Origin of the sequence: Streptomyces sp. NPDC046925, assembly GCF_040644915.1 — a bacterium.
Classification (GTDB): domain Bacteria; phylum Actinomycetota; class Actinomycetes; order Streptomycetales; family Streptomycetaceae; genus Streptomyces.
Window position 1 is genome coordinate 28,267 of the sequence record NZ_JBEYWZ010000015.1, and the last position, 12,307, is coordinate 40,573.

At 70.6% G+C, this 12,307-nt stretch carries 12 protein-coding genes; 8 read left to right on the forward strand and 4 right to left on the reverse strand.

Features of this window, described 5'->3' with window-relative positions:
* Positions 1 to 20 precede the first annotated feature (20 nt).
* The 7 genes from ABZ906_RS38865 (at position 21) to ABZ906_RS38895 (ending at position 7,514) form a co-directional block, all read left to right on the forward strand.
* Positions 21 to 827, forward strand: a complete 807-nt coding sequence (locus ABZ906_RS38865) for a cyclase family protein (RefSeq protein ID WP_361390802.1) — start codon at positions 21 to 23, stop codon at positions 825 to 827.
* Complete coding sequence (locus ABZ906_RS38870; protein ID WP_361390804.1) at positions 824 to 2,473, forward strand: thiamine pyrophosphate-binding protein; 1,650 nt, start codon at positions 824 to 826, stop codon at positions 2,471 to 2,473. The genes ABZ906_RS38865 and ABZ906_RS38870 overlap by 4 nt, the downstream gene beginning before the upstream one ends.
* A gap of 55 nt (positions 2,474 to 2,528) precedes the next feature.
* Entirely contained in the window at positions 2,529 to 3,683 is a 1,155-nt protein-coding gene (locus tag ABZ906_RS38875) for a thiolase family protein (RefSeq protein ID WP_361390806.1), read from the forward strand.
* Positions 3,680 to 3,991, forward strand: coding sequence for a zinc ribbon domain-containing protein (locus tag ABZ906_RS38880; protein ID WP_361390808.1), 312 nt, complete (start codon positions 3,680 to 3,682; stop codon positions 3,989 to 3,991). Before ABZ906_RS38875 ends, ABZ906_RS38880 begins: the two co-directional genes overlap by 4 nt.
* Entirely contained in the window at positions 3,988 to 5,616 is a 1,629-nt protein-coding gene (locus ABZ906_RS38885; RefSeq protein ID WP_361390810.1) for an ATP-dependent acyl-CoA ligase, read from the forward strand. The genes ABZ906_RS38880 and ABZ906_RS38885 overlap by 4 nt, the downstream gene beginning before the upstream one ends.
* Positions 5,613 to 5,963, forward strand: coding sequence for a hypothetical protein (locus ABZ906_RS38890; protein ID WP_361390812.1), 351 nt, complete (start codon positions 5,613 to 5,615; stop codon positions 5,961 to 5,963). Before ABZ906_RS38885 ends, ABZ906_RS38890 begins: the two co-directional genes overlap by 4 nt.
* A 210-nt stretch (positions 5,964 to 6,173) precedes the next feature.
* Positions 6,174 to 7,514 carry an MFS transporter gene (locus ABZ906_RS38895; protein WP_361390814.1) on the forward strand — a complete coding sequence of 447 codons (1,341 nt, stop codon included), beginning with the start codon at positions 6,174 to 6,176 and terminating at the stop codon, positions 7,512 to 7,514.
* A 107-nt stretch (positions 7,515 to 7,621) separates the two neighbouring features.
* Here ABZ906_RS38895 and ABZ906_RS38900 read toward each other — a convergent pair whose 3' ends face one another.
* Positions 7,622 to 8,002, reverse strand: a complete 381-nt coding sequence (locus ABZ906_RS38900) for a helix-turn-helix domain-containing protein (protein ID WP_361390816.1) — start codon at positions 8,000 to 8,002, stop codon at positions 7,622 to 7,624.
* A gap of 91 nt (positions 8,003 to 8,093) precedes the next feature.
* Here ABZ906_RS38900 and ABZ906_RS38905 point away from each other — a divergent pair, with 91 nt between their 5' ends.
* Positions 8,094 to 9,023: an NADP-dependent oxidoreductase gene (locus ABZ906_RS38905; RefSeq protein WP_361390818.1), complete on the forward strand. Its 930-nt coding sequence runs from the start codon at positions 8,094 to 8,096 to the stop codon at positions 9,021 to 9,023.
* 28 nt (positions 9,024 to 9,051) lie between these two features.
* Here ABZ906_RS38905 and ABZ906_RS38910 read toward each other — a convergent pair whose 3' ends face one another.
* The 3 genes from ABZ906_RS38910 to ABZ906_RS38920 are packed head-to-tail and all read right to left on the reverse strand — an operon-like array spanning position 9,052 to position 12,190.
* On the reverse strand, positions 9,052 to 9,972 hold the full coding sequence (locus tag ABZ906_RS38910; protein WP_361390820.1) for an MBL fold metallo-hydrolase: 921 nt from the start codon (positions 9,970 to 9,972) through the stop codon (positions 9,052 to 9,054).
* A complete protein-coding gene (locus tag ABZ906_RS38915) occupies positions 9,969 to 11,315 on the reverse strand; it encodes an MFS transporter (RefSeq protein WP_361390822.1) in 1,347 nt (448 codons plus the stop codon). Before ABZ906_RS38915 ends, ABZ906_RS38910 begins: the two co-directional genes overlap by 4 nt.
* Positions 11,312 to 12,190, reverse strand: a complete 879-nt coding sequence (locus ABZ906_RS38920) for an alpha/beta hydrolase (RefSeq protein ID WP_361390824.1) — start codon at positions 12,188 to 12,190, stop codon at positions 11,312 to 11,314. The genes ABZ906_RS38915 and ABZ906_RS38920 overlap by 4 nt, the downstream gene beginning before the upstream one ends.
* Positions 12,191 to 12,307 lie beyond the last annotated feature (117 nt).

The following is a 12,307-nucleotide window of genomic DNA, read 5'->3' on the forward strand; positions in this document are numbered from 1 at the left end:
CTCTGCCAAATGATGAGGCCATGTCTAGGACACTCTCCGCAGAGGGCCTGCTGGGCGGCCTGACGGCCGCTCTGGCGTCCGGCGGCGTCGAGGTGGTCGACCTGACCGCCCTCCTGTCGCCGTCGACGCCCGTGCTCGACCTTCCGCCAGATATGGCACCGATCCCACACTTCGAGCTGGAGGAGCTCGCTCGGTACGACGAGCGGGGGCGCACGTCCTACCAGAACGGCATTCACACCGGTGAGCACGTGGGCACGCACTTCGACGCGCCGTGCCACTGGGTCACGGGCGCCGACAAGGGGGACGTCGCTCACGTACCGGTCCGGCGGCTGGTGGCTCCCGCTGTCGTCATCGACAAGACCGCCGAGTGCGCCGCCGACCCGGACTTCCTGCTGACGGTCGAGCATCTGAAGGAGTGGCAGCAGCACAACGGCCCGCTTCCGGAGGGCGGTTGGCTGCTCTACCGCACCGGTTGGGCCGCGCGCTCGCACGACCAGCAGCTGTTCCTCAACGCCGACGAGAGCGGGCCGCACACGCCCGGCATCACGGCCGAATGCGCCCGTTGGCTGGCCGAAGAGGCACCCATCGTCGGACTCGGAGTGGAGACGGTCGGCACCGACGCCGGGCAGGCGTTCACCTTCACTCCCCAGTTCCCGGCGCACCACCACCTGTTGGGCGCGGGCAAGTACGGAGTCACCCAGTTGCAGAACCTCGACCGGCTGCCCGCCACCGGCGCCGTCCTGATCGTCGCTCCGCTCCGCATCGCCGGCGGGTCCGGCAGTCCGGCGCGGGTCATGGCCCTCATAGCGAACGGAGAAGACCAGTGACCGAGCTTGTCCACGAGGCCATCGGCAGGCAGCTCACCGACCTCGGCGTCCGTGCGGTCTTCGGTGTGGTCGGCAGCGGCAACTTCCACTTCACCGACGCGATGGTGCGCGGCGGCGCCCGGTTCGTCGCCGCTCGCCACGAGGGCGGCGCGGCCACCATGGCGGACGCGTACGCCCGGATGTCCGACGAGGTCGCCGTGCTCTCCCTGCACCAGGGCTGCGGCTACACGAACGCCCTCACCGGCATCACCGAGGCCGCGAAGAGCAGGACGCCACTGCTGGTGTTGACCGCCGAAGCCGCCGATCCCGCCTCGAACTTCGCGCTCGACCAGGCGGCGATCGCGGTCGGGATCGGTGCGGTCGCCCTGCGCGTGCGCTCTCCCCGCACTGCCCTCGACGACGTGGCACGGGCCTTCGCGATCTGTAGCCACCAAAGGCGCACGGTCGTCCTCAACGTTCCCATCGACGTGCAGGACGCGCTCCTGGACGCGGAGGGCCCGGCCCGGGAGTACCACCGGGTCGTCGAACCGCGGCCCGACGACAGTGAGATAGCCACGTTCGCCCAAATGCTTGAACGCGCCGAGCGGCCGGTCTTCGTCGTCGGACGCGGCGGCCGTTCCCCCGGCTCCAGGGACGCCGTCCGGGAACTGGCCGCCGAGGCCGGCGCGCTCCTCGCCACCTCCGCCGTCTCCCGCGGGATGTTCAACGGCGACGACTGGAACATCGACGTCTCCGGCGGCTTCTCCTCGCCGCTGACGGCCGAACTCGTCTCCGGCGCCGACCTGCTGGTGGGATTCGGCTGCGCCCTGAACATGTGGACGATGCGGCACGGCAGGCTCATCGCGCCGGACGCGACCGTCGTCCAGGTCGACATCGAACCGGGGGCCATCGGCGTACACCGGGACGTGGACCTCGGTCTGTGGGGCGGTGTCGCGGGCACGGCCCGGGCCACGGCCGCGTGGCTGCGGGCGAACTCGCCCGGCGGGCGCACGGGTTATCGCACTCCGGACGTGGCCGAGCGGCTCCGGTCCGGCCTGCGCTGGAACCAGGTCGACTTCGAGGACGCCTCGGGGGACGGTCGGGTCGACCCGCGGCGTCTGAGCGTCGCGCTCAACGACATCCTGCCCACCGAGCGGATCGTCTCCGTGGACTCGGGCAACTTCCTCGGCTACCCGAGCATGTACCTCGACGTGCCCGACGAGTACGGGTTCTGTTTCACCCAGGCGTTCCAGTCCGTCGGACTCGGCCTGGCGACCGCGATCGGTGCCGCCCTGGCGCAGCCCGACCGGCTGCCCGTGGCCGGCTGCGGTGACGGCGGCTTCATGATGGGCCTCTCGGAGCTGGAGACCGTCGTACGCCTCGGTCTGCCCATGGTGATCGTCGTCTACAACGACGCGATGTATGGCGCCGAGGTGCATCACTTCGGGGCCGGCGCGAGCGGCCTCGACACGGTGACCTTCCCCGACGTGGACATCGCGGCGCTTGCACGGGGACATGGGTGCGAGGCGCTGACCGTCCGAGGGCCAGGGGACATGCACGCCGTGAAGGAGTGGTTGTCGGCCGGCCCCGTCCGCCCCTTGGTGCTGGACGCCAAGATCACCTCGGACGGGGGTTCCTGGTGGCTGCAGGAAGCGTTCGGGCACTGAGGCGCCCCGGCATGAATCCCCCCGACCACGTCACGACATGGGAGAGCGAGCTCTGATGGGAAAGACGACAAACGGCGTCTCGGTCATCGGCGCCGGTGAGTCGCCCTACACCCGGCATCCGGCATCCGGCACGACCACGGAAGGGGTGCTGGCCGACGCCGTACGCCGCGCACTCGCCGACGCGAACCTCCAGGCCTCCGAGGTCGACGGCTTCGGGGCGTGCAGCTTCACCCTCGGCCCTGACCACGCCGTCGACCTGGCCTGGCGGCTCGGACTGCGGCTGCGCTGGCTGATGCAGGACACCAACGGCGGGGCGAGCGCGGGCACGATGCTCCAGCACGCCGTGCGGGCCGTGGAGTCCGGCGACGCCTCGGTCGTGGTGCTCGTGGCCGGCGACCTGATGGACCAGCAGGTGCACCTCAAGATGGTGGCCGAGTACAACCGGGCGACCGCCGAGCAGTTGGTTCCGCTGGACATGCTCGGACCGAACGCCCTCTTCGCCCTGCTGACCCAGCGTCAGATGGAGGCCGAGGGGCTCACTCGTACGGATTATGGGCGGCTTGCGGTGGCTCAGCGCGCATGGGCCTCCCTCAACCCCGGGGCCGTCTACCGCAAGCCGCTGACGCTCGACGAATACCTCAACGCCCCCATGGTCGCCGAACCTCTCGGCCGGTACGACTGCGTACCGCCCGTCACGGGCGCCGACGCCGTGGTGGTCGCGGCCGACGAACGGGCCGCGGGCACCCGACGAGCCAGGGTCCTTGCCGTCTCGGCCCGCTACAACAGCGACGACCAGACGGGAGACGGCCTGGTCACCGGCTTGGTCGACTGCGCGCCCGAGCTGTGGGACACCGCAGGCCATGGGCCCGCCGACGTCGACGTGGTCAGCGTGTACGACGACTACCCGGCCATGGCGCTCGCCCAGCTCAAGGACCTCGGTCTGGTCGCCGGCGGTGAGATGCCCGCCTTCGTCGCCGACCGTCTCGCCACCCGCAAGCTCGCCGTCAACACCTCCGGCGGACAGCTCTCGGCCGGCCAGCCGGGTTCCGCGGGAGGCATGCACGGACTGGTGGAGACCGTCCGGCAGCTGCGCGGCCAGGCCGGACAGCGACAGGTCGATGCCCGTCTCGGCCTGTTCAGCGGATACGGGATGGTGCTTTATCGCTACGGCGCGTGTGCCACCGCCGGGCTCCTGGAGGCAGCCGAATGAGTGTGATCGTGCAGAACTGCCGGACGTGCGGCGGTCAGTGGTTCCCCGCCCGGCTGATGTGCCCCCGCTGCGGGGGCGCCGATCTGGCGCCCCTCAGCGTCGAACGCGGGGTGGTCGAGCAGCTGACCCACCTCGGCGACGTCGTCATCGCGTCGGTGGCCTGCGACCCCGAACCGCTGCTCGTGGCCAGGCTGCACGGCACGGTCGAGGTCGGTGACGTCGTGGAACTCACAGATCGCCCCGACGCCTCCGGCCGCCCTGTCGCCTTCGTACCGCCGATCGGCCTCCCCCGAGAGGAGCTTTCATGAGCGACGCCACCGCCGTCCCGGACCTCACCCGCGCGAGCATCCCCGGACTGCTGCAATGGCGCGCGGACATCACCCCGGACAGCATGCTGCTGCGCTGCGGTGACACGCAGAGGACCGCTGCCCAGATGCTCGAACGCGTCGCCGTCGCGGGAGGCCTGCTGCGCCGGCACGGGGTGGAGCGGGGAGACCGGGTGGCGCTGATGGCGTCCAACCGGGTCGAGCTGCTGGACCTGATCCTGGGCTGCGCGTGGATCGGTGCCGTCGCGGTGCCGATCAACACCGCCGCGCGGGGTGAGCAGCTCCATCACATCCTGACCAACTCGCAAGCCGAGCTGCTGGTTCTGGAACACCCCTTCCTCGCACAGGTGGAGGCGCTGCCGAGCACCGCCGAGCTGCGCCAGATCTGGCTCCTCGACGAGGACGAGGTCGTCTCGGTGCTGCCGGTTCCCGTCGACCTGATCCCTGACGACGGCCTGGCCGTGGAGCCGGTGGCGGTCGGCCCCGGCCACCCCGCGGTGATCCTCTACACCTCGGGCACCACCGGGGTCTCCAAGGGAGTCGTCTGCCCGCACGCCCAGTTCTACTGGTGGGGCCGCAACGTCACGGCCCAGCTCGGCATCACCTCGGCCGACGTGCTGCACACCTGCCTGCCGCTGTTCCACACGAACGCGCTCAACGCCTTCAGCCAGGCGCTGGTCAGCGGTGCCCAGTACGTTATCGGCCCGCGCTTCTCGGCCTCCCGCTTCTGGTCGGACGTGACGGCCAGCGGGGCGACCTGCACCTATCTGCTGGGCGCCATGATCAGCATCCTGGCGGGCCGTCCGCCCGGAGAGCACGACCGGGCGCACCGGGTGACCGCGGCACTGGCGCCGGCCACGCCCGCCGGGCTGCTCCGGGAGTTCGAGGAGCGATTCGGTGTCGTCCTCATCGACGGCTACGGCTCGACCGAGACCAACGCGGTGATCTCCGCGAGCCGTAGCGAACAGCGGCCGGGGTTCGTCGGACTCCTTCAGGAAGGATTCTCCGCCCGGATCGTCGACGAGAACGGACTCGACGTTCCCCCTGGCACACCGGGTGAACTGCTGCTGCGCAGCGAGCAACCCTTCGCCTTCGCCTCCGGCTACCACCGCATGCACGAGGCCACCGTCGCCGCGTGGCAGGACCTGTGGTTCCACACCGGTGACCGGATGGTGATCGAAGCGGACGGGTGGATCAGGTTCGTCGACCGCATCAAGGACGTGATCCGCCGTCGCGGCGAGAACATCTCCTCCGTCGAGGTCGAAAGCGTCCTCGCCCAGCACCCCGGTGTCCGTGACGTCGCGGTGTACGCGGTGGACTCCGAACTCGGCGAGGACGAGGTGATGGCCGCCGTGGTCCCGGTCGAGGGGCAGAAGATCGACTTCGCCGAGCTGGTGTCCTTCTGCGAGCCCCGGCTTGCCTACTACGCCATTCCCCGCTTCGTGGCGCTGTGCCCGGAACTGCCGCTGACCGAGAACGGCAAGGTGCGCAAGGCCGTGCTGAGGGCGTGGGGAGCCGACCGCGCCGACTGGGACCGCGAGGCGGCCGGTGTGGTGCTGCGGCGCGAGCAGGCGACCACGGCCCGCCCGGAAGGAGCTCGTACATGACCGAATACCGCGACTCCGGCGGTGGCCGGCTCCTCCTCGAGGGCACATTGCTGCTCACCGACACCGACACCGACACCGACACCGATTCAGTGGACGGCACCGTCGTCGACCGGGTGCACTTGGTGGACGCGCGATCGGCTAAACCGGTGCGCGCCGACGACGCCGGGCAGCGCATGGTGCTGCCGTTCGGCGACGAGCGCCGAAAGCTGAGCGCGGTCTCCCGCGCGTCGGCCGGGGGCCGGCCTGAGCAGCATCCCCGGGGACCTCTTCGTTCCAGGGCCCGCCTCGGAGAAGGCTGCCGTCCTGCCCGAAGCGGCGACCGTTTCCCTCGTCGAGGCCACTTCTAGGCGGCAGTTGACCTCCGCCTCCAAGATCGCGGCCACCGCCTCCGAAAAGGCGGTGGCCGTCACCGGACAGGTCGTGGCCGTCAGCGGCGGCCACCGAACCTTCCCTCGGGCGGACACCGCCCCGGCACATCCCCCTTTCCCGGCCACCGGGGCGACCCCGCGCGACCCTCGACGTCCCGATGGCCACCGTCCTCATCCAGAGGTGACGAGATGAGCCCCACCGCACCGCACAAACCGGCAGCCGAACCGCAGTCGATCCGCAAGATCGCCATCGCGAGCCTGACCGGAACCGCACTCGAGTGGTACGACTTCTTCCTCTACGGCACCGCCTCCGCCCTGGTGCTCGGCACCCTCTTCTTTCCCGAGGCCAGCTCCCTCGCCGGCACCCTGGCCTCCTTCGGCACCTTCGCCGTCGGCTTCGCGGCCCGCCCCCTCGGCGGAATCATCTTCGGTCACTTCGGAGACCGCCTTGGCCGCAAACCCATGCTCGTGATCACCCTGCTTGTCATGGGTTTCACGACCTTTCTCATCGGTGCCCTGCCCACCTACGCGCAGATCGGCGTGTGGGCACCGATCCTGCTCACCCTGCTGCGCGTCCTTCAGGGCATCGCGGTCGGCGGTGAGTGGGGCGGCAGCGTCCTGATGATCACCGAGCACGCCCCCGCCGGGCGACGCGGCTTCTACTCGGCCTGGAGCCAGGTCGGCATCAACCTCGGCTTCATCACCTCCGCCGGAGTCTTCGCCGCGGTCCAGACCCTGTCCGACGAGGCGTTCTTGTCCTGGGGCTGGCGCATCCCCTTCCTCCTGGGAGCCGTCCCCGCGCTGGTCGGACTCGTCATCCGGCTGAAGATCGAGGAAACCCCTGAATTCCAGAGCGTCCAGCACGAGGGCGAGAAGCAGCGGCTGCCGATCCTGCACGCCCTGAAGACCCATCCGCGGTCCATCATGATCACGGCCGGCGCCCGCATGGCGGAGAACGGCGCGTCATACATCTTCCTGGTCTTCTCCCTCGCCTACGGCAAGCACATAGGGGTCAGCAACGGCCTGCTGCTGACGGGGATCATCGTCGCGAACGTCGTGGAAGGCGCCTCGATGGTGGGATTCGGCGCCCTCTCCGACCGCATCGGCCGCCGCCCGGTCTACATGGCCGGAGCGGCCACCCTCATCGTCTTCGCGTTCCCCTTCTTCTGGCTGCTTGACACCGGCACCCCCGTGCTCGTCTGGCTCGCCTTCATCATCGCCATCGGCATCGGCCACGGAGCCATGATCGGCACCCAACCGAGCTTCTTCACCGAGCTGTTCGGCAAGACCTCGCGCTACAGCGCCATCTCGCTCGGCCACGAGCTCGCCTCGGTGTTCGCCGGCGGCCTCTCGCCGCTCATCGCGACCGCGCTCCTGGCGGCCACCGACGCCTCCTGGCCCATCTCCCTGTACATCGTCTTCCTCGGCTGTATCACGCTCGTCTCGGTCTACTTCGCCCGCGAGACGGTGCAGCGCGACGCCGCGCCCGCGCCGGACCCACAGATGCAGCCCGTCGGATCACACGAATAGCGCGTACCCGGCGCACCGACGCTCGTCGGCCACCTCTCGGGCGGCCGACGAGCGGTCCGTCCATCGAGAAGCGGCCGAGAGGATACTCACCCGCCCTGGCGGTGACCTCAGTCGCTGTGGGCGACCGGCCCGGGGCGGGCGTCGAGGGCATCGAGCACCGCGTCGCCGTTCGCCCTCGCCCACTCGGTCAGCGTGTGGATCGGTTCGATCAGCGTCGCGCCGAGAGGGGTGAGTTCGTACTCGACACGGGGCGGGACCTCGGCGTAGGCGTGGCGGCGGATGAGTCCGTGCGCCTCGAGCCGTCGGAGCGTCTGGGTGAGCATCTTGCGGGAGATGCCGCCGATCAGTTTGATCAGCTCGCCGTGGCGCACCGGGCCCTTGCTGAGGCCGGCAAGGACGACCACCGTCCACTTGTCGGCGATGAGCTCGACCGCCAGCCGCGCCGGGCAGTCGGCGAGAAAGAAGTCACAGGGACCGAAACCGCTCATGGCGCCAAAGGTACCTGCGCCGCAGGTACCTGCTGGTTCCTGTGGGAGATCTAGCTTGGGTTCTCTCCCCCCTCCCAAAAACAGGAGAGTCATGCGAGTCATCACCCAGCAGACGCTCGGCGGTCCCGAAGTGCTCACCATCGTGGACGCGCCCGAGCCCCGCCCCCTTCCGTCCGAGGTCCTCGTCCGGGTCAAGGCGATCGGGCTCAACCCCCTGGAGGCGCGCCTGCGCGCCGGCGAGTTCCCGCTGCTCGGCGAGCCGCCGTTCATCCTCGGCTGGGACATCAGTGGTGTGGTCGAAAAGGCGCCGCAGACGTGTCGGTTCCGGCCCGGAGACGAGGTGTTCGGGATGCCGCTGTTCCCGCGGGCCGCGAGCGCGTACGCCGAGCTCGTGTCGGCGCCGGCGTCGCATCTGGCACGCAAGCCGGAGTCGCTCTCGCATATCGAGGCATCGGCGCTGCCGGTCGTCGGGCTGACGGCATGGCAGGGCCTGGTCGACCTCGGCGGCGTGAGCGAGGGCGACCGCGTCCTGGTCCACGGCGGCGGTGGCGGGGTCGGCCACGTCGCGATCCAGATCGCGAAAGCGCTCGGCGCACAAGTGATCGCGACCGCCGGCGGGAGCAAGCGGAAGTTCGTCGAGGAGGTCGGCGCCGATGAGGTGATCGACTACACGGAGGTCGACTTCACCGAGACGGCCCGCGACATCGACGTCGTGCTCGACACGATCGGCGGCGACACCGTCGAGCGGTCACTTCAAGTGCTCCGGCCGGGCGGTCACCTGGTGACCGCGGTCGCCGAGGAGGATCTGGAGCTCGCCGCCAAGTACGAGGCGGCCGGCATGCGCTTCAGCGGCATCGGGGTCGGCCCCGATCCGGTCGCCCTGCGAGGTCTCGTCCAGCTCGTCGAACAGGGCAGGCTGCGGGTCCACGTGCAGGAGACGTTCCCCTTCGAGCGCGTCGCCGACGCGCACCGGCTGCTCGACGGCGGTCACCTCCAGGGCAAGCTCGTCCTCACCGTCTGATGTCTTCGTTGCGCACGGGGCCGGCGCGTCACCCGGCGGCGGACTCGCCCGCCACCACGTACCGGCCCGGGCGGTGGAGATCAGCGGCAGGTGCGAAGGTGAACCCGGAGCCGTGGCGGTCGACGCGGCCTGCGGAAGGGGCGGCGAAGTGCGCGGGGATCATCGTGGTTCCGGTGTCGGCCAGCCATTCCAGCGTCCGCCTGCGGGTGCGCGCCGAGAGCTCGGGGTCGACGCAGTAGCGGGTGCTGGCGTCCGGAGCCATCAGCTGGAGCGGGTGGTGCAGGATGTCGCCGGTGAGCAGCAGTTGGGCCCGGGAGCCGGTGACCAGGACGGCCGTGTTGCCCGGCGTGTGACCCGGTGCCGGGCACAGCCGCACATGCGGGCCCAGCTCGGCGTCCGGGGGCGTCAGATCCAGCAGTCCCGCCTCGGCGACCGGTTCGATGCTGTCGGCCAGGTAGTCGCCGGTTCGGGTCATCGCCGCGGCTCCCGCCGCCGACCGCCAGTAGTTGTACTCCGGTGCGGTCAGAACGTGCCGGGCCTTCGGGAAGGCCGGTCGCCATTGTCCGTCCGACCACCGCGTCGCCCAGCCGACGTGGTCCACGTGCAGATGGCTGAGGACGACCGTGGAGACGTCGTCGGCGGACAGTCCGGTCGCCGTGAACCGCTGCCACCAGCCGCTGACCTGGCGGTCGAACTCCGGCCTGCCCCGCTGTTTCCCGTCGCCGACGCAGGCGTCTACCAGGATCCGCTCGTGCGGGGTGACGACCAGGAAGGCCTGCATGGTGAAGACCAGCCGTCCTTGCCCGGGTTCGGACCAGGGCTCCTCGGCGGCCCAGCCAAAGGGCACGCCGGGGTGTCCGGGGAAGAACTCCGCCGGGTCGATGAGCAGCCGTGGTGTCTCCACGATCGGAACCACCGCGACGTCACCGAGATCGAACCAACCACTCATCGCGCCGCCACTTCCTGCTCTTTCCGCTCCGCGTCCTCAGCTTCGTTCGTCCGGTCGGCCGCGTGGGGCAGGCGCCGCAGCACCGCCGCGCTCACGGCCGCCACCACCACCGGAATGGCGGTCAGCAGCACGATGTCGTCGCCGGGGAGCGAGAGCGCGAGCAGGACACCCGCCGCGGCCGGACCCACGATCGACCCGACCCGGCCCAGGGCTGCGGCCCAGCCCACTCCGGCGGTCCTGGTGGCCGGCGGGTACATGGCCACCGCGAGGGTCAGCTGACCGATCTGGCTGGCCGTGACACCCGCACCGGCACCGGCGAGTGCGAGCAGCAGCGCGGTGTGGTCGGTCCCGACGGTGGCCGCGGCGACCATCGACACCGCGCCGATCACCGGCATCACCATCAGGGCGAACGTGATCCCCTTACGGGCGGCGAGCAGCAGGAGCACGATGCCGCCGACGACCCCGCCGAAGCTCAGGAAGGCCAGGCCGATCGGAGCCTGCGAGGCGGAGAAGCCGTACCCGGTCAGCAAGGTGGGTACCCAGGACTGAAGGGTGTAGCTGGCGATGAAGACCAGGAAGGCGAAGATCCACAGCAGTACGGTGGCGGCGCGCAGTCCGGGTGCGAACAGCGCGCCGACGCGCGCCTCACGCGCGGCGGCGGCCGAGTGGTCGGTTCCGGGCGCGGTCACCGTGCTGTCCGCGGCCGCGGCCGCGGGCGCCGGCGCGGCCGGCAGCCACCGGCCCATCAGCACGGCCAGCAGCAGCGGCAGTGCGCCGCCGATCCAGAACACCCCGGTGGACCCGACCGACGCCAGCATGCTGCTGCCGAAGACGCCGGCGACCGTCCCGCCGAAGGCGAGTCCGAGGGTGACCGTGACGGAGACCGTCTGCCGTTGCTCGTCGGGGTGGTGCGCGGCGGCCAGGGAGACGGCGCCGGGCAGGACCACGCCCAGGCCGAGGCCCGTGATCAGCCGGACCGTGCTCAGGGCGGTCAGTGACTCCAGGGGAAGCACCAGGGCGGTGGCCAGCGAGCCCGCGGCGAACAGCACGGTCCCGGCGATCAGCATCCGCCGCAGGCCAAGGCGTACCGCGAGCCTGCCCGAGGCGAGGTAGCCGAGCACCACACCGATGTTGGTCAACACCACCGCGGGGGTGAAGTCGGCCGAGGCGACGCCCCACTGCTCCGCCAGGGAGGGCAGGACGAAGGAGAGCGACGCGGAGTCGAAACCGTCGAGCAGTACCGCGAGAAAGGCAAGTCCCACCACGCCGAAGCGCATCCCGCGAAAACTCGCCAGGACGCTTCCCCGCCCACTCCCCGTCGCCGTGCTCTCGTCGTGTCTCATCGGGTGCCTCCGAAAACTACCTGGTGTGCGGCTTCGAACAGCTCCGACTTCGGTTCGGCGAAGGCGGTGGCGGTGCCGATGTGGTCGGTCCCGGTCAGCGCCACGGTCACCGGCGGCCTGCCCGCGGCGGTCAGGGCCTCGGCGAGCAGCCGTCCCTGACGGGTCAGCCACAAGTCGTCGTCCGTCTTGCGGTTGGGCTCCGGATCGCCGAAGGAGACCACCACCCGCTCGGGGCCGCGGCTCACCCGCAGGGCGGGGCTGAGCAGTTGGGCTTGTGCCGGGTCTTCGACCATGCCGCGCAGATCGGTGGGCGCGCTCATGCACACGGTGCCGGCCACCGGGCCCGGGGAGCTGTCGGTCAGCGTGACCATCGCGGCGAGATGACCGCCAGCGGAGTGCCCGGCCACGGTGATGCGTTCCGGGTCGCCTCCGTAACGAGCGGCGTTCGCGCGCGCCCACTGAACCGCCCGGGCCGCGTCCGCGACCGCGTCGGCGATGGTGTGGCGCGGTTCGAGCCGGTAGCCGCAGGACAGGAAGACCGCACCGGCGTCCACCCAGGGGCCGGCGAGGTGGTCGTAGTAGGCCGGGTGGCCCTCGCGCCAGCGGCCGCCGTGGAAGTACACGATGACCGGGCGGTCGCCGGATCCGGCGCCGGTGGGGACGGTGGGCGGGCCGGGGTGGTAGACGTTCACCAGCTGGTGGGCGTCGGGACCGTACGTGAGGTCGACCTCATGGGGCACCCGCGAGCGCAGCTCTTGGCGGCGCTGTGCGGCTCGGCGATAGAAGCCCGGCCAGTCGGGGTGATAGTCCTGCGGGCGCCGACAGGTGAAGAACTCACTGGTGTCCGCCGGACGGACTGCTTGGCTTGCGGCCACGGGTCCTCCTGGTCATCGCCGGCGCCCTGACGGCTCCGGGTGTGCAGTGGTCCGTATCATCACCAGGCTCGCGGCACCTCGGGTAATGCCTACTTCGTCCGCACCTATCGCCATCCG